General features: G+C 61.5%; 24 protein-coding genes. 20 read left to right on the forward strand and 4 right to left on the reverse strand.

Translation table 11 applies throughout. The features are described from left to right. The first annotated feature begins 163 nt into the window (after nt 1–163). On the forward strand, nt 164–676 hold the full coding sequence (locus tag NKH01_RS02895) for a single-stranded DNA-binding protein (RefSeq protein WP_023717797.1): 513 nt from the start codon (nt 164–166) through the stop codon (nt 674–676). A gap of 122 nt (nt 677–798) precedes the next feature. Next, nucleotides 799–1,221, forward strand: a complete 423-nt coding sequence (locus NKH01_RS02900) for an OsmC family protein (RefSeq protein WP_352482253.1) — start codon at nt 799–801, stop codon at nt 1,219–1,221. 8 nt (nt 1,222–1,229) lie between these two features. Here the strand turns inward: NKH01_RS02900 and NKH01_RS02905 are convergent, their stop codons facing one another. Then, the gene (locus NKH01_RS02905) at nt 1,230–1,859 is read right to left on the reverse strand and encodes a MarC family protein (protein WP_023717795.1); all 630 of its coding nucleotides are present in this window, start codon (nt 1,857–1,859) and stop codon (nt 1,230–1,232) included. Nucleotides 1,860–1,933: 74 nt separating this feature from the next. Next, the gene (locus tag NKH01_RS02910) at nt 1,934–2,464 is read right to left on the reverse strand and encodes a hypothetical protein (protein WP_352855366.1); all 531 of its coding nucleotides are present in this window, start codon (nt 2,462–2,464) and stop codon (nt 1,934–1,936) included. An 86-nt stretch (nt 2,465–2,550) separates the two neighbouring features. Here NKH01_RS02910 and NKH01_RS02915 point away from each other — a divergent pair, with 86 nt between their 5' ends. Together NKH01_RS02915 and gyrA are read left to right on the forward strand one after the other, a co-directional pair. Further along, the gene (locus NKH01_RS02915) at nt 2,551–3,375 is read left to right on the forward strand and encodes a helix-turn-helix transcriptional regulator (protein ID WP_353018874.1); all 825 of its coding nucleotides are present in this window, start codon (nt 2,551–2,553) and stop codon (nt 3,373–3,375) included. A 148-nt stretch (nt 3,376–3,523) separates the two neighbouring features. Then, on the forward strand, nt 3,524–6,334 hold the full coding sequence (gene gyrA, locus NKH01_RS02920) for a DNA gyrase subunit A (protein ID WP_023717792.1): 2,811 nt from the start codon (nt 3,524–3,526) through the stop codon (nt 6,332–6,334). A gap of 56 nt (nt 6,335–6,390) precedes the next feature. Here gyrA and NKH01_RS02925 read toward each other — a convergent pair whose 3' ends face one another. Further along, entirely contained in the window at nt 6,391–6,543 is a 153-nt protein-coding gene (locus NKH01_RS02925; protein WP_023717791.1) for a hypothetical protein, read from the reverse strand. A gap of 196 nt (nt 6,544–6,739) precedes the next feature. On the opposite strand from NKH01_RS02925, the gene coaD reads away from it, so the two are divergent. From coaD to NKH01_RS02965, 8 genes are all read left to right on the forward strand, one after another. Continuing rightward, the gene (gene coaD, locus NKH01_RS02930; RefSeq protein WP_023717790.1) at nt 6,740–7,240 is read left to right on the forward strand and encodes a pantetheine-phosphate adenylyltransferase; all 501 of its coding nucleotides are present in this window, start codon (nt 6,740–6,742) and stop codon (nt 7,238–7,240) included. A 75-nt stretch (nt 7,241–7,315) separates the two neighbouring features. Beyond that, entirely contained in the window at nt 7,316–7,906 is a 591-nt protein-coding gene (locus NKH01_RS02935; RefSeq protein WP_023717789.1) for a peptidylprolyl isomerase, read from the forward strand. A 27-nt stretch (nt 7,907–7,933) separates the two neighbouring features. Further along, on the forward strand, nt 7,934–8,446 hold the full coding sequence (locus tag NKH01_RS02940; protein WP_023717788.1) for a peptidylprolyl isomerase: 513 nt from the start codon (nt 7,934–7,936) through the stop codon (nt 8,444–8,446). Further along, nucleotides 8,443–8,841, forward strand: a complete 399-nt coding sequence (locus NKH01_RS02945; protein ID WP_023717787.1) for a hypothetical protein — start codon at nt 8,443–8,445, stop codon at nt 8,839–8,841. The genes NKH01_RS02940 and NKH01_RS02945 overlap by 4 nt, the downstream gene beginning before the upstream one ends. A gap of 12 nt (nt 8,842–8,853) precedes the next feature. Then, nucleotides 8,854–9,939 carry a tRNA preQ1(34) S-adenosylmethionine ribosyltransferase-isomerase QueA gene (gene queA / locus NKH01_RS02950; RefSeq protein WP_023717786.1) on the forward strand — a complete coding sequence of 362 codons (1,086 nt, stop codon included), beginning with the start codon at nt 8,854–8,856 and terminating at the stop codon, nt 9,937–9,939. Continuing rightward, nucleotides 9,929–10,198 (forward strand): hypothetical protein, encoded by a 270-nt coding sequence (locus tag NKH01_RS02955; protein WP_023717785.1) that lies wholly within the window; start codon nt 9,929–9,931, stop codon nt 10,196–10,198. The genes queA and NKH01_RS02955 overlap by 11 nt, the downstream gene beginning before the upstream one ends. Before the next feature lie 8 nt (nt 10,199–10,206). Continuing rightward, nucleotides 10,207–11,337: a tRNA guanosine(34) transglycosylase Tgt gene (gene tgt, locus NKH01_RS02960; protein ID WP_352482259.1), complete on the forward strand. Its 1,131-nt coding sequence runs from the start codon at nt 10,207–10,209 to the stop codon at nt 11,335–11,337. A gap of 221 nt (nt 11,338–11,558) precedes the next feature. Continuing rightward, nucleotides 11,559–12,938, forward strand: coding sequence for a glycosyltransferase family protein (locus NKH01_RS02965; RefSeq protein WP_353018879.1), 1,380 nt, complete (start codon nt 11,559–11,561; stop codon nt 12,936–12,938). Nucleotides 12,939–12,964: 26 nt separating this feature from the next. Here the strand turns inward: NKH01_RS02965 and NKH01_RS02970 are convergent, their stop codons facing one another. Beyond that, complete coding sequence (locus NKH01_RS02970; protein WP_023717782.1) at nt 12,965–13,384, reverse strand: DUF4864 domain-containing protein; 420 nt, start codon at nt 13,382–13,384, stop codon at nt 12,965–12,967. Nucleotides 13,385–13,626: 242 nt separating this feature from the next. Here NKH01_RS02970 and NKH01_RS02975 point away from each other — a divergent pair, with 242 nt between their 5' ends. The 8 genes from NKH01_RS02975 (at nt 13,627) to NKH01_RS03010 (ending at nt 20,871) form a co-directional block, all read left to right on the forward strand. Then, nucleotides 13,627–13,863: an Lrp/AsnC ligand binding domain-containing protein gene (locus NKH01_RS02975; RefSeq protein ID WP_023674883.1), complete on the forward strand. Its 237-nt coding sequence runs from the start codon at nt 13,627–13,629 to the stop codon at nt 13,861–13,863. A gap of 172 nt (nt 13,864–14,035) precedes the next feature. Beyond that, entirely contained in the window at nt 14,036–15,448 is a 1,413-nt protein-coding gene (locus NKH01_RS02980; protein WP_023717781.1) for a circularly permuted type 2 ATP-grasp protein, read from the forward strand. Between the two features lie 73 nt (nt 15,449–15,521). Next, nucleotides 15,522–15,881, forward strand: a complete 360-nt coding sequence (locus NKH01_RS02985; RefSeq protein ID WP_352482308.1) for a four helix bundle protein — start codon at nt 15,522–15,524, stop codon at nt 15,879–15,881. A gap of 63 nt (nt 15,882–15,944) precedes the next feature. Continuing rightward, a complete protein-coding gene (locus NKH01_RS02990; protein WP_023717779.1) occupies nt 15,945–16,886 on the forward strand; it encodes an alpha-E domain-containing protein in 942 nt (313 codons plus the stop codon). A gap of 61 nt (nt 16,887–16,947) precedes the next feature. Continuing rightward, entirely contained in the window at nt 16,948–17,742 is a 795-nt protein-coding gene (locus tag NKH01_RS02995) for a transglutaminase family protein (protein ID WP_352844106.1), read from the forward strand. A gap of 30 nt (nt 17,743–17,772) precedes the next feature. Beyond that, complete coding sequence (locus NKH01_RS03000) at nt 17,773–18,504, forward strand: proteasome-type protease (protein ID WP_352482263.1); 732 nt, start codon at nt 17,773–17,775, stop codon at nt 18,502–18,504. Between the two features lie 58 nt (nt 18,505–18,562). Further along, nucleotides 18,563–19,975, forward strand: coding sequence for a pyridoxal phosphate-dependent decarboxylase family protein (locus NKH01_RS03005; protein WP_352642116.1), 1,413 nt, complete (start codon nt 18,563–18,565; stop codon nt 19,973–19,975). A gap of 128 nt (nt 19,976–20,103) precedes the next feature. Beyond that, nucleotides 20,104–20,871, forward strand: a complete 768-nt coding sequence (locus NKH01_RS03010; protein WP_023717776.1) for a DeoR/GlpR family DNA-binding transcription regulator — start codon at nt 20,104–20,106, stop codon at nt 20,869–20,871. The last annotated feature ends 82 nt before the right edge of the window (nt 20,872–20,953 follow it).

Below are 20,953 nucleotides of genomic sequence, written 5' to 3' on the forward strand. Positions count from 1 at the left end.
ACTACTTCTTGCTGACAACTATTGACAGTGCAGGGCCTGTACTATAGAACGAAAAGAGAACAAAAACGTTGTGGGAAAAGGCAGCGACGGCAGGCAGGGCTTATCCATAGCCTGTAAGGTGCAGCGACAGAAATCTGGTTTCGGATGAGCGCGGAGAAGTATCATGGCGGGTAGCGTCAACAAGGTCATTCTGGTGGGCAACCTCGGGGCGGACCCTGAAATCCGCCGCCTGAATTCGGGTGACCCGGTTGTCAACATCCGCATCGCGACGTCGGAAAGCTGGCGCGACAAGACTTCCGGAGAGCGCAAGGAAAAGACCGAGTGGCACAATGTCGTGATCTTCAACGATCAGATCGCCAAGGTGGCCGAGCAGTATCTGAAGAAGGGCATGAAAGTCTACGTCGAGGGCCAGTTGCAGACGCGCAAGTGGCAGGACCAGACCGGCAATGACCGCTATACGACCGAAATCGTGCTGCAGAAATTCCGCGGCGAGCTGCAGATGCTCGATGCACGGGGCGAGGGCGGCGGCCAGGTCGGCAACTATGCCGGTGGTGGTGCCAGCCGCGGGTCCGATTTCGGCCAGTCCGGCCCGGGAGAAAGTTTCAATCGCGGTGGCGCCAACAAGGGCACCGGCGGTGGTTCGTCGCGCGAACTGGACGACGAAATCCCGTTCTGATTTCTCGGGGCGGACTGCCCTTGCGGCGAAAAGCGCCAGCACCTTGGCCACGAAATGGCGTCCCGAAAATCTGTCTTGGATTTTCGGGACGTTGTGCGTTTGAGCGGTGAAAGGACGGATCAGTGAAAGCAAGGGTCAAATGGGTCGAGGAGCGCACTTTCGTCGGCGAGTCCGCCAGTGGGCACAAGCTGGTGCTAGGCACTGCGTTCGGGCCGGAGGGCAAGACGCCGGGGCCGAGCCCAATGGAGCTGGTGCTGATCGGCACCGGCGGCTGTTCGGCTTATGACGTGGTCCATATCCTGGAAAAGGGGCGCGAGGCGGTCGAAGATTGCGTCGTCGAACTCGATGCCGACCGTGCAGAAGCCGATCCCAAGGTGTTCACCCGCATCCACATGCATTTCGTCGTCAAGGGCCGGGCGCTGTCGCACGACAAGGTAAAGCGCGCGATCGAGCTTTCGATCGAGAAATACTGCTCGGCCTCGGCAATGATGGCCAAGACCGCCGTGATCACCCATGACTTCGAAGTGATCGAGACGGCGAAGTAGGGCGGTTCCTACGTCGCCATCAGTGCCTTGATGCCGTCGGCGACGAACTGCACGGCGAGCGCCGCCAGTATGACGCCAAGCAGCCGCGTGAGGATCGAACGGCCGGTCTGGCCGAGGATACGGTCGATGCGCTCTGACAGCACGAACACCAGGTAGGTGATGACAAGGCAGATCGCGATGATGCCGACAAGTGCTGTCTGCGCGCTAAAACCCTGAAACGAGCTTGAGAGCAGGACGGTCGCCGAAATCGCGCCGGGACCCGCAATAAGCGGGATCGCCAGCGGAAAGGCGGCGATGTTGTGGATCATGTCCCTGGTGATGGCGACATCGCCGATCTTCTCCTTGCGGTCCTGCCGGCGCTCGAACACCATTTCGAAGGCGATGAAGAACAGCAGAAAGCCGCCGGCGACGCGGAAGGCCGGCAGGGTGATGCCGAAGACTGACAGGATCGACGCGCCGGCGACTGCGAACAACGCCATCACCAGGAAGGCGATGACCGAGGCGCGCACGGAGACCTGGTTGCGCTCCTCGCGGTTCATGCCGCGGGTCACGGCGAGGAAGAGCGGCGCCAGGCCGGGCGGATCGATCGTCACCAGTATGGTGACGAAGGCGTTGAACAGGCTGTCGAAGCTCGGCATGCTGACCCTCCCCGCCGGCAATGCCGGATAACGGGATTGGTAGAGCAAAGCGGTGCCAGTGGAAACCGTGCGGATCAGGGGCTGGCGGCGCGCCGCGCCAGAAACTCGACTTCGACACGCCAGGTGGCGCCGTCGTCATACGAGCGCTCGCCCAGCCAGCGGAAGGAATCTCCGGTGATCCGGGAAAAGCTCCAGCGTACCGAAGCGCCGGTGCCGTCTGCGCCCAATTGGACGATCGTGTCGCCTTCGACGCGGCCCAGCTGGCGGCTGTAATACTGGTTGCGCGGGTCGCTCCAGAAGATGTGCCAGGCGTCGACGCCTGAGTCATAGACGCGCAACGTCGTGCCATAGAAGGTCCATTTGCCGAGCGACGGCGAGGGGCCGGCGTCGCGAGCGGGCAGGATCCATACGTCCTGGATCGCGCGGCCCTCGAGCACCCAGCCGAAATGCACTTCGCCGCGCCCGGTCAGCACCTGGCCGTCCTCGAGATGGCGCGTGGCGTCGAACGTCCAGGCGCCGACGAAGCGGCCATAAAGGTTCAGTTTCTCGGCAAGGGCCGGTACGGGCCCATCGCTGTGCAGGGCCTTGGCAAAGGAATTGGACATGGCTTCGCTCTCATCTTGTCAGGAGACCGGTAAGCATAGAGGCCGACCGGGGTTCTGCGCTTGGGAAAAATTGCTATGTTTCGGCGATGACGACGAGCGCGCATAGGCTGGCGTCGGGCCGAGGCTGGCAGGTGTTGGATGTCGTCTGCAGCGCTAGTGCCGCCGACAGGCCATTCGAGGAGGAGCATCGGGATTTCTGCGTCGCCGCCGTGACCAGCGGCACGTTCCGCTATCGTGCGCGCCAGGGCACGGCGATGCTGGCGCCGGGCGCGCTCCTGCTCGGCAATCCCGGCACCTGCTACGAATGCGGGCATGAGCATGGCACCGGCGACCGCTGCCTCTCCTTCCATTTCGGACTGGCCTATATGGAGCGGATCGTCGCCGACGCGGGCGCAAAGCAGCTTGATTTCAGCATGCCGCGCCTGCCGCCTTTGTCGGCGCTGGTGCCGCTGCTCGCCGAAGCGGAGGCGGCGCGCGAGATGGCCGACACCGGCGCGTTCGAGGAACTCGCCCTGCGCATTGCCGGCGCAGCCGTGACAGCGGCTTGCGGCGATACGGATCGGGGACGGGCGCCAAGCCGCCGTGACCAGAAGCGTGTCGCCGAAGCGGTGCGCCGCATCGAAATCGATGCCGACCGGCCGATCTCGCTTGCCGAACTCGCCGACGAGACCGCCACCAGCCCTTACCATTTCCTGCGCACCTTCCGGCACGTTGCCGGCATGACGCCCTATCAGTTCCTGCTGAGAGCGCGGCTGCACAGGGCAGCCGTGCGGCTGCGGACGTCAGATCAGGCGATCTCGGCGATCGCCTTTGCGGCGGGTTTCAACGATCTATCAACCTTCAACCGCCGTTTCCGGCGGCTGATGGGCGAGACGCCGGGAACTTATCGCGCCCGCCGGCGACGCTCGTGAAAGGGTGCCACGGCCATATCGTCGCAATTGGTGTATCCTTTTGAATTTGCCGCTAAAAACGACACTGGAAAACTGCCGCGATTATTGGAGTTTCGGGCCGGCTTCCTATATAAGCACCAAGTGATTCCTGATTAGATTGTGATCCGATTTGACCGACCAAAAGACACCGCGCGGCGCCGACGGCGGCCCCACCGGCATCGAGCCGATATCCATCATCGAGGAGATGCAGCGCTCCTATCTCGATTACGCCATGAGCGTAATCGTCAGCCGTGCGCTGCCGGACGTGCGCGACGGCCTCAAGCCGGTGCATCGCCGCATCCTCTACGCCGCCTATGAGAGCGGCTATCACTGGAACCGCAAATATGTGAAATCGGCACGCCCGGTCGCCGACGTGATGGGTAAATACCATCCGCATGGCGACGCCTCGATCTATGACGCTTTGGTGCGCATGGCGCAGGATTGGTCGCTGCGCGTTCCGCTGATCGACGGGCAGGGCAATTTCGGCTCGATCGACGGCGATCCGCCGGCGGCGATGCGCTACACGGAATCGCGGCTGACCAAGGTCGCGCATGAGTTGCTGGAAGACATCGACAAGGACACCGTCGATTTCCAGGACACTTACGATGCGTCGGGCAGCGAACCGAAAGTCCTGCCGGCGCGCTTCCCGAACCTGTTGGTCAACGGCTCCGGCGGTATCGCCGTCGGCATGGCCACCAACATCCCGCCGCACAATCTGGGCGAGGTCTGCAACGGCGCCATTGCCCTCATCGACAATCCGGCGATCGACCTGCCGGCGCTGATGGAGATCATTCCTGGACCGGATTTCCCGACCGGCGGCATCGTGCTTGGCCGCTCCGGCATCTACAGCGCCTATTCGACAGGCCGCGGTTCCATCGTCATGCGCGGCCGCGTCAACGTCGAGCCACGCGGCAACGACCGTGAATCGATTGTCATCACCGAGGTTCCCTACCAGGTGAACAAGGCGTCGATGATCGAGAAGATGGCCGAGCTGGTGCGCGATAAGCGCATCGAGGGCATTTCCGACATTCGCGACGAGAGCGACCGCCAGGGTTACCGCGTCGTTATCGAACTGAAGCGCGACGCCGTCGCCGATGTCATCCTCAACCAGCTTTACCGCTTCACCCCGCTGCAGACGTCCTTCGGCGCCAATATGGTGGCGCTGAACGGCGGCAAGCCGGAATTGCTGACGCTGACCGACATGCTGAAGGCGTTCGTCGCCTTCCGTGAGGAGGTGATCAGCCGGCGCACGAAATTCCTGCTGCGCAAGGCGCGCGACCGCGCCCATGTGCTGGTCGGCCTTGCCATTGCTGTTGCCAACATCGATGAAGTCATCAAGCTGATCCGCACGGCGCCGGACCCGCAGACGGCGCGCGAGCAGTTGATGGAGCGGCGCTGGCCTTCGGGCGACGTGGAATCGCTGATTCTGTTGATCGACGATCCGCGCCATCGCATCAACGAGGACGGAACCTACAATCTCTCCGAGGAGCAGGCCCGCGCCATCCTCGAACTGCGCCTGCAGCGCCTGACCGCGCTCGGCCGCGACGAGATCGCGGACGAGCTGAATACGATCGGCGACGAGATCAAGGATTACCTGGACATCCTGTCGTCCCGCGCCCGCATCCAGCAGATCGTCAAGGACGAACTCATCGCCGTGCGCGACGAGTTCGGCACACCGCGCCGCACCGAGCTCGCCGAGGGCGGGGCCGACATGGAAGACGAGGACCTCATCCAGCGCGAGGACATGGTCGTCACCGTCAGCCATTCCGGCTACATCAAGCGCGTGCCGCTGTCGCTCTACCGGGCGCAGCGCCGCGGCGGCAAGGGCCGCTCCGGCATGTCGACCAAGGACGAGGATTTCGTCACCCGGCTGTTCGTCGCCAACACGCACACGCCGGTGCTGTTCTTCTCCTCACGCGGTATCGTCTACAAGGAAAAGGTCTGGCGCCTCCCGATCGGCAACCCGCAATCGCGCGGCAAGGCGCTGATCAACATGCTGCCGCTCGAACAGGGCGAGCGCATCACCACCATCATGCCGCTGCCGGAGGATGAGACGAGCTGGGGCGAGCTCGACGTGATGTTCGCCACCACGCGCGGCACGGTGCGTCGCAACAAGCTTTCGGACTTCGTCCAGGTCAACCGCAACGGCAAGATCGCCATGAAGCTGGACGAGGAAGGCGACGAGATCCTCGGCGTCGAAACCTGCACCGACAATGACGACGTGCTTTTGACGGCAAGTTCCGGCCAGTGCATTCGCTTTTCGGTCAGCGACGTACGCGTCTTCCAGAGCCGCAATTCGGTCGGTGTACGCGGCATAGCCATGGCCGATGGCGACCGGGTGATCTCGATGGCGGTGATCGAGCATGTCGATGCGCCGCCGGCCGAGCGGGCCGCCTACCTCAAGCGGGTGGTGGCTGAACGTCGGCTTGTCGTCGACATTGCCGCCGGTGAGGAGGAAGAAATCCAGCTTACCAATGAGGAGGTCGGCGAAGAGGCGGAGCTTTCCGACGAGCGCTACGAATTCCTCAAGGCACATGAGCAGTTCGTGCTGACGGTTACGGAATATGGCTACGGCAAGCGTTCGTCGTCCTACGATTTCCGTCTGACCGGCCGTGGCGGCAAGGGTATCCGCGCCACCGACGTGTCGAAAACGGCCGAAATCGGCCGCCTGGTGGCGACTTTCCCGGTCGGCAATGACGATCAGATCATGCTGGTTTCGGATGGCGGCACCGTCATCCGCGTCCCGGTCAACGGCATTCGTTTTGCCAGCCGCGCCACCAAGGGCGTTACGATCTTTAATACCGCAGAGGGCGAGAAGGTCGTTTCGGTGGAGCGGATTTCAGAGCCGCAAGCCGACGAAGAGATCGAAGAGAGTGTCGATGCTGAAGGTGGCGCTGCTACCGATGCCGAAGGTGGGGAGCCTGACACTACCGTCGAGTGAGTTTGCCGCGACGGCGCCAGCCCTATGGGCCGGCGTTCTCAAGAAACCCCAGCAATCTAGAAGTGGCGATAAGGCTTGCGGATGCCGAAGCCTTCGAACCGTTTGGTATTGGCCTTGGCGCGGACTCGCTGTGCTTCCTGATGCAACCCGAATACGGTAGCGATCAGCATGGCGACGGTCATTGCGGTGGCGAGCATGTAGATCAGCATGTGCGTGTTCTCCTGCGCCTAACAACGGTTAGATGGGTGTTTGGTTTCATCTTTCGAAGCTGCAACTTAGTGAACACTGCGTGAAGCCGTTGTGAGCGGCACATTCATCTGTCGTTCACGTCGGCCAAAAGGTTCATGGGGCGGGCCTGCCGATCGGATTTGCCTTTAGGGGAGAGGCTCGCTAGAAGCACCTGCCATGACCGAACGCATCGCCCTTTATGCCGGCTCTTTCGACCCGCTGACCAACGGCCATCTCGACGTGCTGAAGGCGTCGCTGGCCGTGGCGGACACCATCTATGCGGCGATCGGCATCCATCCCGGCAAGAAGCCATTGTTTTCCTTCGAGGAACGGGTCGATCTGATCGAAACGGCAACGAAGGCGGAATTCGGCAGCGACGGTGCGCGCATCAAAGTGGTCGCCTTCGACGGTCTGGTCATCGACGCGGCCAGGAAGCATGGCGCCTCGATCATGATCCGCGGCCTGCGCGACGGCACCGATCTCGACTACGAGATGCAGATGGCCGGCATGAACGAGACCATGGCGCCTGAGCTGCAGACGGTTTTCCTGCCCGCCAGCCCCTCGGTGCGCACCATTACCGCCACACTTGTGCGCCAGATAGCTTCGATGGGAGGCGACATCCGCCACTTCGTGCCGGCGGCCGTGGCCGGCGCGCTCACCGCCAAATTCGCGAAATAAATGCATGTCGCTCAAAAGTGGAGCCCGGTTTTGGGTAACGACATGCATGAACGAAGATATTCGGAGAAAGATCCCATGCAGCTGAAAAAGCTTGCCTTCTTGCTTGCCGTGCTTGCCGGTCTTGTGACGGCATCCGTGTCGGCCTTTGCCGCCGATCCGGAAAACACCATGATCGTAACGCTGAAGGACGGCGACGTGACCGTCGCGCTGAGGCCCGACCTTGCGCCGAAGCACGTCGCGCAGATCAAAAAGCTGGTGCGCCAGGGCGCCTACGACAACGTTGCCTTCCACCGCGTCATCGACGGCTTCATGGCGCAGACCGGCGACGTCAAGTTCGGCAATATGAAGAGCGGCTTCAATGCCGACGCCGTCGGCACCGGCGGTTCCGATCTTCCCGACCTGCCGGCCGAATTCTCCAGCACCGAGCACTACCAGCGCGGCGTGGTCGGCATGGCCCGCTCAGACGATCCGAATTCCGCCAATTCGCAATTCTTCATCATGTTCGCGCCGGCACCGCCGCTCGACGGCCAGTACACCATCGTCGGCAATGTCGTCAGCGGCATGGAGCTGGTGGACCACATCAAGAAAGGCGAAGCGGCGCAGAACGGGACGGTGACCGACCCCGATCGCATGATCAAGGTGCGTATCGCCGCTGACGGCAAGTAAACCCAAGTTTCAAAAGGATATTCTGACATGGCCGAGATCAAGGACCGCGAGAACGCGCTTATCATGGACACGACCAAGGGCAAGGTCGTCATTGAATTGTTCCCAGACCTGGCGCCCGGCCATGTCGGCCGCATCAAGGAGCTGGCGCGCGAAGGCGCCTATGACGGCGTAGTCTTCCACCGCGTCATCGACGGCTTCATGGCGCAGACCGGTGACGTGAAATTCGGCAATTCCAATAAGCCGTCTTTCGCGCCGACCCGCGCCGGTACGGGCGGTTCCGACAAGCCCGACTTGAAGGCCGAGTTCTCCAACGCCAACCACGGCCGCGGCACCTGCTCGATGGCGCGCTCGCAGAACCCGAACTCGGCCAATTCGCAGTTCTTCATCTGCTTCGACGATGCCGCCTTCCTCAACCGCCAGTACACGGTGTGGGGCCAGGTCATCGAAGGCATGGACAATGTCGACAAGATCAAGCGCGGCGAACCGGTGCAGGATCCCGACAAGATCGTGTCGCTCAAGGTCGCGGCCGACGTGAAATGACCAGCCGGGCTGTCGCGGCCATCGCATTTGTGCTCGTCGCGGCGGCCACTCCGGCGGTGGCGACGGAATCGATCGTTTGCAGCGCCGACGGCGGCGCGGCATCGATCGACGTGTTGATGGGACACACAGCCGTCATTGCAGTGGCGCGCGTGTGGCTGGATGCCGGCGGCAAGACATGGACCACGGACGGCCAGCCGGGTTCAACGAAAGTCATCGTCGGACAGGCATTCGAGGACGACGAGCGTATGCTGATCGATCTCACTGATGAGGGCCTCAGCTCGATCGTCGCCAGATTGCGGCTGGTCAAGGCCAGCGAGCAGTCCAGTTTCGCGATGGGCGGCACATTGAGCATAGACGGTGTCGGCGCCTGGGCGGTGACCTGCCCGGAACCTTGAGGCGGGGATTTCTTGCGCGTCGACCTTTTTGACTTCGATCTGCCGGAGGAGCGCATCGCGCTTCGCCCAGCCGAGCCGCGCGACAGTGCCAGAATGCTGGTGGTCAGGCCGGGCGCGGGGCTCGAGGACATGACCGTGCGCGACCTGCCGTCCCTGCTCAAGGCTGGTGATGTGCTGGTTTTCAACGACACCAAGGTCATTCCTGCGCAGCTGAAAGGCATCAGGCGGCGCGGCGAGGCAGCGGCGCAGGTCGAAGCCACGCTGCACATGCGGACGGCGCCCGACCGGTGGCTCGCCTTCATGCGGCCGGGCAAGCGCGTCGCCGCCGGCGATCGCATCCATTTCGGTCATGATGCCAATTCCTGCTTTCTCGGCCAGCTCGACGCGACCGTGATCGAGAAGGGTGAAGGTGGCGAGGTGCTGCTCGGCTTCGACCTGTCGGGTCCGTTCCTCGATGAGGCTCTGCACGCCGTCGGCCACATCCCGCTGCCGCCCTACATCGCCTCCAAGCGTGACGACGACGAGCGCGACCGCAGCGATTACCAGACCATCTATGCCAGGGAGGAGGGCGCCGTGGCCGCGCCGACGGCGGGGCTGCATTTCACGCCGGAGCTGTTTGCCGCGCTCGACGCCAATGGCATCGAGCGCCGTTTCGTCACGCTGCATGTCGGCGCCGGCACGTTTTTGCCGGTGAAGGCGGACGACACCGCCGACCACAAGATGCACGCCGAAACCGGTTCGGTCAGCCCGGAAACCGCCGAGGCGCTGAATGCGGCGAGAGCAAAAGGAGGGCGCATTATCGCTGTCGGCACGACATCGCTGCGTTTGTTGGAGAGCGCGGCTGGCAAGGACGGCAGGCTGGCCGCATGGTCAGGCCCGACCGACATCTTCATCACGCCCGGCTATCGCTTCAAGACCGCCGACATGCTGATGACCAATTTCCATCTGCCGCGTTCGACGCTGTTCATGCTGGTTTCGGCCTTCTGCGGTTTGCAGACGATGCACGCGGCCTATGCGCATGCCATTGAGAACCGCTACAGGTTCTATTCCTATGGAGACGCAAGTCTTCTGTTCAGGGAGGATAACGATGGACGATGACCTGGAAACTTTCGGCCGCGAAGCCTTGCTCGCCGAGGTCAGGAAACTGCGCGCCGGCATCCGCCAACACCGCGACGCCACCGGCCATGATCTGTGCTGGCATCACCCCGACCTCTGGTCGCTTTTACCCGAAAAGACCGAGCCGGCGATTGCCGTGCCGCCCTGGCCGAAATTCATGCGCGGCTGCATCCGCTACCGGCAGTCGCTCGACCGACAGGCTCCGGACGCGCCGGTGTTCGACAAGGAGTTCGATGGCTAGGGAATTCAATGACTAACGCATTCGCCTTCAAGGTGCTGGCGACCGAAGGCAGAGCCCGGCGCGGCTCAATCACCATGCCGCGCGGGGAAATCCGCACGCCCGCTTTCATGCCGGTCGGCACCGGCGGCACGGTGAAAGCCATGTATATGGATCAGGTGCGCGGTGTCGGCTCGGACATCATCCTTGGCAATACCTACCACCTGATGCTGAGACCCGGCGCCGAGCGCGTGGCTCGGCTCGGCGGCCTGCATGAATTCGCCCGCTGGCCCTATCCGATCCTCACCGACAGCGGCGGCTTCCAGGTGATGTCGCTGTCGAAGCTGAGGAAACTGACCGAGAACGGCGTGACCTTTCGTTCGCATATCGACGGCGGCGCCTACGAGATGTCGCCGGAGCGTTCCATCGAGATCCAGGGGCTGCTCGATTCAGACATCCAGATGCAACTCGACGAGTGCACGGCGCTGCCGGCCAAGGAAAAAGAGATCGAGCGTGCCATGGAGTTGTCGTTGCGCTGGGCCGAGCGCTGCAAGACGGCGTTCGGCGAGCAGCCCGGCAAGGCGATGTTCGGCATTGTGCAAGGCGGCGATATACCGGACCTGCGGCTGCGCTCGGCGCAGGCGCTGAAGGCGATGGAGCTGAAGGGCTACGCGGTCGGCGGGTTGGCCGTCGGCGAGCCGCAAGCGGTGATGCTGGAGATGCTCGACATCACTTGCCCGGAGTTGCCGGCTGATCGGCCGCGGTACCTGATGGGTGTCGGTACGCCGGACGACATCTTGAAGTCGGTGGCGCGCGGCATCGACATGTTCGACTGCGTGATGCCGACGCGGGCAGGGCGGCATGGCCTTGCCTATACACGGCGCGGCAAGGTCAATCTGCGCAACGCCCGCCATGCCGACGATCCGCGCCCGCTCGATGAGGAAAGCGACTGCCCGGCCGCACGCGACTATTCGCGCGCCTATCTGCACCACCTGGTGCGCTCGCAAGAGGCGCTCGGGGCGATGCTCCTGACCTGGAACAATCTGTCCTACTACCAGCAGCTGATGCGCGACGTTCGCGAAGCGATCGGGGCTGGCAGGTTCGCCGGACAAGCTGAGATCATCACGCAGCAATGGGCAAACGGTGACCTCCCCGTCCGGTAGGCGTGCTCGCCAGGAATCCGGCTCCAGGGAGGAGTCGCACCTGCCATGAACTGTTTTGAAACGTCTGCCTAATAAGCATTGCCGGACGACATCGGGCGAGGATCAAGAACCTGTTCGTTTCGGGGCAAGTTTCAGTTCCTGGCACGACGGTGCGGACGAATGGCAGCGCCGAGCCTTCGCCTTCGCCCTCCGTGGCGGTCCAGCAATGGACGGCGGGGTCGTTGCTTGCCGTTCTGGTCATCGCCGTGACCGGCTTGGTTTTGCGCTTGCTTGGCGCGCGCGGCGACCTTTGGCTGGACGAGATCTGGAGCTTTGCGCTGATTGAGCCGCTGACCTCGATCGACCAGATATTCTGGCGCGTCAATCACGACAACAATCATTTCCTCAACTCGGTCTATCTCTATCTCATCGGCCCCGACGCTTCGCCTTTGATCCAGCGAGGCCTGTCGATAGCACTAGGTGTTGCCACGACAGTTGCGGCGGCAGCGACCGCCGCACCGCACGGACGACGGGCGATGATTGCCACAAGCCTGTTGTTTGCCGTGAGCTATCCGATGGTGCACTACGGCTCGGAGGCGCGTGGCTATGCCGGCCTTGTGCTCTTTACGCTGCTTTCGGTGGTTTTTCTGGAGCGCCGGCTCGACAACAAACGGTTGTCTGGCACGGCCTTGGCAGCGGCGATCCCTTTCGGGTTCCTATGCCATCTCACCATGATCGGAATGGTGGCAGTCCTCGCAATCTGGACCGCGTGGCTCGCCTGGCAGCGTACGGCGAGGGTCAGCCGTGTCGTTGCGGATCTGGCGTCGATCTTCCTGCCGGCCTTGCTTGCCGTGCTGCCGCTGGCTGCCTGCGTGTTTATCGGCGGCAGGCTGTTCGGCTTCAGTGTCGGTGGTGTTTCGCCGTTCTCGATTGCCGCCTTCGCGCAGGGCTATGGCGGAATGATCCGCTCTCTGTTCGGGCTGCCCCCCTGGTTCGGCGACTGGCCGTATATCGTTGCCGCCTGCGGTCTTGTTGGCCTCTCCGCTGGTGTCTGGTGCGATCGCCGGGCCAGCCTCTATGTCATCGGGATTATCGGACTGCCTTTGCTCATGGCGGCGACACATCTGCCCAATCTCGAGTTTCCGCGCTATTTCATCATCAGCGGAACATTGCTGCTGCTCTGGGCCGGCGAGATGATCGGTCGCGGCTTGGCTGCTCGCGGGACTGCCAGGCTATTTGCGGTGGGAGCACTGGCGATCGTGGTGAGTGGAAGCATTTCGTCGCTGCTCCAATTCTATCAGTACGGACGCGGCTCGTACGCTGCTATGGTCGATGAAATGACCAGGAACGGCGCTGCCGCCTATGCGAGCAACAGTGATTTCCGCACCGCCATGGTCGTCGATTATTTTGCGGCGCGGACGGATCGTCGGGCTTGGCTGGTTCCGGAAAACAGGATGTGCGCCGACCGGCCGGCTTGGCTGATCCTCGAGGGGGATGTGGACAAGCAAGCCGAACATGTTGAACCGACGGCCGCATGCGCTTTGGCGTATGAACGGGCCGACGCGTCGAGACACTGGGGGTTTTCAGGCCTGAGCTGGACGCTCTACCGGCGACAGGATTGAGACAACTTTGCCCTCCTCAAGCACCCTCAGGTGCTGAGCGACGTGGACGCGCGCAGGCTGCAGCCGGTGATCCGAAAGCTGCCGTCAGGCTGTAGTTCGAGCGTGTAGACCGCCTCATAGTCCTTGCCATCCGGGCCGACGATCAGCACCTGCTGGATGATCGAGGTCGGGCTCGTCTCGCGAACCTTGCCGAAGGAGTAGGTCTGCGGTTGGCGCACCGGCGGGTAGCCGTTGGTCACCATGTTCATGAAGGTATCGACAGTTGGAAAGATGCGTTTCACATTTGGTGCGGCAAAGCTGTAGGCCGTCGCTCCGTCGTTGGCGATGAAGGCCTTCAATTGACCATCGATGACCGTTTGCGCCGCCTTGACTTCGGCGTCGCCAGCAAAGGCCTGGGATGCGAAAATGAATGGAACGACTGCGAATGCGAAAAACGCGCGGCGCATGGCCTGTCTCCGTTGTCCCTGAGAAATCGCTGTCCGAGGTACATGATACTATACGCTTTGCAGTGCTCGAGGGTTTCAGCCGAGCGCAAACATTCGGCGCCGCGAGCTGTGTCCAGACCGAGAAAGCATTGTCGAGGCTAGAACAGCCTGAGCGATGGCCGATGCTTGAAAGCCGGGCGGCAGTCTGCCACAAGGGCCGCTCGATTTTACCTAGAGCGTGCGATGTTGGGCAGGACCAGGCGATGAAAGCATTTTTCGTGCAGATAAAGTGCGATCTGGGCAAGGCCTATGACGTTGCCAGCGCCCTGGCCGATGCCGAGATCGCTTCCGAAATCTACTCGACAGCCGGAAACTACGACCTGCTCGCCAAATTCTATGTCGACGACGAGGAAGACATCGGCCACTTCGTCAACGAGAAAGTGCAGATTCTTCCCGGCATCAAAGACACGTTCACGGTCGTCACCTTTCGCGCGTTTTGATCCGCATCCGGCATCTGCCCGGACACGAAGCAAAGCCTGACTACGGCCCGATCGGCACTGCCTTAATTTTAGGCAAGAGCGATATACTGATCGCCGGCGCCCACCAAATCACCGATTGCGCTTGATTTTCTCCAGCGAGGCCAGTGAAATGGCGCCACAGGGGAGTATGCGATTGGCAGCGTTCGATGAAATGCTTCCGGAAGTTTCCGGGCTGAGAAAACCGTATTCGGCTTACGATCGCTGGCTGAAGGAACAGGACCCGGCCAGGCTTAACGAGAAGATGCAGGACGCCGAACGCGTCTTTCGCAAGACCGGCATCACATTCGCCGTTTACGGCGAGCAGGAAGCATCGGAGCGGCTGATACCCTTCGACATCGTTCCGCGCATCATTTCCGGCAACGAATGGCGACGGCTGACGCAAGGCATCGAGCAGCGCGTCCAGGCGCTGAACGCCTTTCTCGACGACATCTACCATCGTCAGGAAATCTTGCGTGCCGGCCGCGTGCCGAAGGAGTTGATCGCCAAGAACGAGGCGTTCCTGCCCGAAATGATCGGGGTGCGGCCGCCGGCCGGCGTCTATACCCATATCATCGGCGTCGACATCGTACGCATCAGCGAGAACGAGTTCTACGTGCTGGAGGACAATGCGCGCACGCCGTCCGGCGTCTCCTACATGCTGGAGAACCGCGAGACGATGATGCAGCTCTTTCCCGAGTTGTTCCAGCAGATCAAGGTGCGGCCGGTGGAGAATTATCCGCAGCTCTTGCGCCAGTCGCTGGCCGCAGTGCGGCCGCAAAGCACCAAGGGCGCGCCGACCATTGCCGTGCTGACGCCGGGCAGCTTCAACTCGGCCTATTTCGAACATGCTTTCCTTGCCGACCAGATGGGGGTGCAACTCGTCGAAGGGCAGGATCTGCGCGTCGTCGATGGCCATGTCGCGATGCGCACGACCGAGGGCTACAAGCAGATCGACGTGCTCTACCGGCGCGTCGACGACTCGTTCCTCGATCCGCTGACCTTCCGCCCGGACTCAGCCCTTGGCGTGCCGGGCATTATGGACGTCTACCGCGCCGGCAATATCACGATCGCCAATGCGCCCGGAACCGGCATTGCCGACGACAAGGCGATCTATTCCTACATGCCCGAAATCGTCGAATTCTACACCGGCCGCAAGGCGATGCTCGGCAACATCCCGACCTGGCGCTGCTCGGAACCGGACAGCCTGAAATATGTGCTGGAGCACATCGACGAACTGGTGATCAAGGAGGTCCACGGGTCCGGCGGTTACGGCATGCTGGTAGGACCTGCGGCGACCAAGAAGGAATGCGAGGATTTTTCCAAAAAGCTCGCGGCAAAACCGTCGAACTACATTGCCCAGCCGACGCTGGCGCTGTCGACCTGTCCGATCCTGACGGACAAGGGGCTGGCGCCGCGCCATGTCGATCTGCGCCCCTATGTGCTGGTGTCCGACCGTATCCAGATCGTGCCCGGTGGACTGACGCGAGTAGCGCTCAAGGAAGGCTCGCTGGTCGTCAATTCCTCGCAAGGCGGCGGCACGAAGGATACTTGGGTGTTGGATGATTAGAGCGAATAGCGAATAGTGAGTAGCGAATAGCGAATAGTGGGTAGCGAATAGGGAAGAGGGCACCAACACGACTATTAACTCTTACAGGGACTTGATTGTTTGGAAGGCGGCCGTTGAATTGGCTGTAGATTGCTATTCGGCAACGAAAGCCTTTCCGAGCAGCGAAGTTTACGGGATGACGTCTCAGATACGGCGATCATCTGTATCGATTGCGGCAAATGTCGCCGAAGGGCACGGGCGAGAAAACACGGGATCGTTCGTTCAATATCTTCGCATAGCGCAAGGTTCTCTCAAAGAGTTGGAAACGCACCTAATCTTGTCTGGAAGGGTAGCGCTGATGGTTGAGCAGGACGTATTGCGTTTGCTTGGCCAGGCCGATGAGATCGGGAGAATGCTGCGTTCGATGATCAGGAGTCTGCAACAGAAATCATGAAGCCGATTTTCCCCTATTCGCTATTCGCTATTCGCTACTCACTCAGCATCGAGGCACGTTGACATGCTTCTCGGCCGCACCGCCAACGGGCTCTATTGGATGAACCGCTATATCGAGCGGGCGGAGAACATGGCGCGGTTGGTGGATGCCGGCCTGCGCATGGCGCTCACTCGCACGCAGAATGCTTCGGAGGAGTGGAATTCGGTGCTGCTCAGCGCCGGCTCGGACGCCAGCTTCACGCAGAAATATTCGGACTACACCGCCGCCAATGTCGCCGACTACCTGCTGCGCGATACGTCGAACCCGTCGAGCACGATGTCGTCTATCGAAACGGCCCGTAACAATGCCCGCATGGTGCGCACAGCATTGACGCGTGAAACCTGGGAAAGCATCAACGAAGCCTGGATGTCGCTGAAACGGATGTTGGCCAAGCCGATCGACGAGCGCGACCTGCCCAGCGCGCTCGACGCAATCAAGCGCGAGACGGCGCTGATCCGCGGCTCGTTCTACGGCACCATGCTGCGCAACGAGATCTTCGATTTCTCGCAGCTCGGCACCTATGTCGAACGCGCCGACAACACCGCGCGCATCCTGGACGTGAAGTACTATGTTCTGTTGCCGTCGATCTCCTGGGTCGGCTCGACGCTCGACAACTACCAGTGGGAATCGATCCTGCGCTCGGTGTCGGCGCACCGCTCCTACCGCTGGGTCTATGACGCCGACTACAAGCCGAGCAACATCGCCGACTATCTGATCCTCAATGTCCGCATGCCGCGCTCGCTGACCTTTTGCTACCGCTTCCTGACGGAGCATCTCAAATTCCTGGGTGACGACTATGGTGAGCGCCACGCCTGTCATGCGACGGCCGCCAAGACCCATTCCATGCTGACGGCCGGCTCGATCAAGGATATTTTCGACGCCGGCCTGCACGAATTCCTGGCCAATTTCATCCGCGACAACACCAGGCTCGGCGATGAGATCGCGCAGGATTACAGGTTCTATTGAGCATGATCCCAAAAAACGAAGACCGGTTTTCGGTAAGGCTCATGCTCCAGGGACGAGAGCGATGCGGCTGAAGATCACCCACCGGACCGAATACCGCTACGATGCGCCGGTGCATTATCTGTTGCAGCGTTTGCGGCTGCTCCCGGTGAACGGGCGCACCCAGACGGTGCTGTCCTGGGCGCTGAAGATCGAAGGCGCGCGCGAGGAAGTGCGGTTCACCGACCATTTCGGCAATGATACCCGGCTGTTGAGCGTCGAGGGCGAGCGCGACTTCATCACAGTCGAAGCAGCCGGCGAAGTGGTGACGCGCGATACCGCCGGTGTCTGCGGACCGCATCAGGGTTTCGCGCCGCTCTGGCTGTTCGGCCATGAAACGCCGCTGACGACGATCGGCAGCGGCATTCGTGAGCTTGCTGCCTCGGTGGGCAAGGGCACCGACATCGAAAGGCTGCACCGGCTAATGGCCGTGATCGGCGAGCGTGTCGCTTATACACCCGGCACCACCAACGCGACGACGCCGGCCGAAGAGGCCCTTGCGCTCAAGACCGGCGTTTGCCAGGACCACAGCCATATCTTCGTTGCCGCGGCTCGCGCCATGGATTTCCCGGCGCGCTACGTCAGCGGCTATCTGATGATGGATTCAGCGATCGAGCAGGCGGCAAGCCACGCTTGGGCCGAGGCGCATGTCTCGGGCCTGGGCTGGGTCTCCTTCGATGTCGCCAACGGCATTTCTCCCGACGAGCGCTATGTAAAGGTGGCGATCGGCCGCGATTATCGCGACGCCACGCCGGTATCGGGAATTCGGCTGGGACAGGCGGAAGAACAGCTTGCGGTCACCGTCACCGTGGAGCAGTAATCCCGGCAAGATTGTTGCCAAAGAGATTCGATGACCTATTGCGTCGGCCTGAAGATCGATCGCGGGCTCGTGTTCATGTCGGACACGCGCACCAATGCCGGCATGGATTCGATCTCGACCTTCAGGAAGATGCATGTCTGGGAGGAGCCGGGCGAGCGCGTCATCGTTTTGATGTCGGCCGGCAATCTGGCGACAACCCAGGCCGTAGTCAGCCTGCTCGACGAACGCACCAAGGCAGTGGCGGAGCGCCATGCCACGCTGCTCGAAACGCCCTCCATGTACCAGACAGTCCGGTTGGTCGGAGACACCGTCAAGGAGGTCATCGCCAGTTCGTCGCCGGCCGGCGAAAAGGCGGATTCCTATTTCAACGCCTCCTTTATCCTCGGCGGTCAGATCAAGGGCAGCGCGCCGCGCCTGTTCATGATCTATCCGGAAGGCAATTTCATCGAATCGACCGACGATACGCCGTTCTTCCAGATCGGTGAGACCAAATACGGCAAGCCGATCATCATCCGGGCCTACGAAAAGACGATGAGTTTCGCCGAGACGGTAAAGCTGTTGCTGGTGTCGTTCGATTCGACGCTGAAGTCGAACCTGTCGGTCGGCCTGCCGCTCGACCTGCTGTTCTATGAAAAGGACACTTTCAAGGTCGGCCTCAAAAAGCGAATAAACCATGACGATCAATATTATCGCACGATCTCGGATAGCTGGTCGAACGCGCTGAAGACCGCCTTTGCGAGCTTGCCTGATTTTCCCGAATGAAAACCTTCGTTTTTCGTGCTCTTTGATCGCGGCTCGATGAGGCGCTACGGAGGCGAAGATGAATAGCAACGAATTCCGCGAATGGTCGCTGCGAGCGGCTGAATGGGGCGCCGACTACAGAAACAGCCTTCGCGAAAGACCGGTGCGGCCGCTTGTCGAGCCGGGCGAAATCTTCAAAAGCATCGATGTCGCGCCGCCGGAAGACGGCGAAACGATGCAGGCAATCTTTGCCGATTTCGAGCAAAAGATCCTGCCGGGCATGACGCACTGGCAGCATCCGCGTTTCTTCGCCTATTTTCCGGCCAATGCGGCACCGGCCTCCGTCGTGGCCGAGTATCTGGTTTCCGCGATGGCTGCGCAATGCATGCTCTGGCAGACCTCGCCGGCAGCAACCGAGCTCGAGATGCGGGTCGTCGACTGGATGCGGCAGGCGCTTGGTCTGCCGGAGGGATTTTCCGGCGTCATGCAGGATTCGGCTTCATCGGCGACGCTTGCCGCCGTGCTGACCATGCGCGAGCGCGCGCTCGACTGGCAAGGCAACAAGAGCGGCCTGCAAGGCCAGCCGATCGTGCGGGTCTATTCTTCCGACCAAGTCCATACTTCCATAGACCGGGCGATCTGGGTGTCGGGCATCGGCGAGGCGAACCTCGTGCGCATTCCGGTCGCCGGACGCTTTCGCGCCATGCAGACGGCGGCTCTGGAAGCGGCGATCGTCACCGACCGCGAAAACGGCATGCTGCCGGCCGGCATCATCGCCAGCGTCGGCGGCACCAGTACCGGCGGCACCGACGATGTCGCGGCTGTTGGCGCGGTGGCGAAGCGGCACGGGCTCTACCTGCATGTCGATGCCGCATGGGCCGGCTCCGCCATGATCTGCCCCGAGTTCCGGCATTTCTGGGCCGGCGCCGAACATGCGGATTCGATCGTCTTCAATCCGCACAAATGGCTGGGCGCACAGTTCGATTGCTCGATGCAGTTCGTTCGCCAGCCGGAAGACCTCGTGCGTACGCTGGCGATCAAGCCCGAATTCCTGAGAACACATGGCCGCGACGGGGTCATCAATTATTCCGAATGGTCGGTGCCGCTCGGACGGAGGTTCCGCGCGCTGAAACTTTGGTTCCTGCTGCGTGCACATGGCTTGGAAAATCTGCGAACCATGATCCGCAATCATGTCGCCTGGAGCGAGAGCCTTGCCGCGCGGCTGGCTCGGGAACCGGATTTCGAGATCGTAACGGAGCCGATGCTGTCGCTGCTCTCGTTCCGGCATCTTACGGCTGCGGGCATCGACTCTGACGAGCACAATTTGCGGTTGGTCAGCGCGATCAACGATGACGGCCGCATCTACCTGACGCAGACTCGGGTGGACGGGCAGGTGGCGATCCGCTTTCAGGTCGGGCAGTTCGAAACGACTGCGGCGGACGTCGATACTGCTTTCGAGGTCATCACTGAGATCGCCCGGGGCCTGAGTTGATAGCCTCGTCGAGATTGCGCCGGAGCTTTTCTCTCTGCAGTCGCCCGATTTTCATTAGCCGGCTCATACCTGTTCATGGCTTTCGTTTTCAGCTATAGACGAGAAAAACGAAAATGAGAGGTTGCTAGATGTATCTGTCGCCGCGTCATTCCGAAATCATCCAGATGGCCAAAGATCATGGCCGCGTACTGGTCGAGGAGTTGGCGACGCATTTCAACGTGACGCCGCAGACGATCCGCAAGGATCTCAACGATCTCTGCGACCAGCGGCTTTTGTCCCGCATCCATGGCGGGGCATTGTTCCCGTCCGGCATCGAGAACATGGAATATGAGGCCCGGCGTAAGATCGCCGCCGAGGAGAAGGAGGCGATCGGCCGCGCGGCAGCCCGGCTGATCCCTGACAACGCCTCTCTGTTCATCAATATCGGGACCACGACGGAAGCGGTCAGCAAGTCGCTGCTCGATCATATTGGCCTGATGGTCATCACCAATAACATCAATGTTGCCAACAGAATGCGCATATATCCTTCGATCGAGGTGGTGATCGCCGGCGGTGTCGTGCGCGGTTCCGACGGCGGCGTGGTCGGCGAGGCAGCGGTCGATTTCATCAGGCAGTTCAAGGTCGATTTTGCGGTGATCGGCGCCTCGGCCATCGACCATGACGGCGCACTGCTCGACTTCGATTTTCGCGAGGTGAAGGTGGCTCAGGCGATCATCGCCAACGCGCGGCATGTGATCCTGGTGTCGGACCAGACCAAATTCGAGCGCACCGCGCCCGTCCGCATCGGCCATCTGTCGCAGGTCAACACCTTCATCACCGATCGTTGCGACATCCCGTCGGTGCGCAAGATCTGCCAGGAGGCAGAGGTTCAGCTGATCGAAACGTCGCTCTCCTAGAGATGCCGCTGCGGCATCTGCCGCCGATCATATTTCGTTTGACATTCGTTATCATTTCGAAATAATCCCGCCACGGTTTCGC

The organism is Mesorhizobium sp. M1403 (assembly GCF_040317695.1).
Taxonomy (GTDB): domain Bacteria; phylum Pseudomonadota; class Alphaproteobacteria; order Rhizobiales; family Rhizobiaceae; genus Mesorhizobium.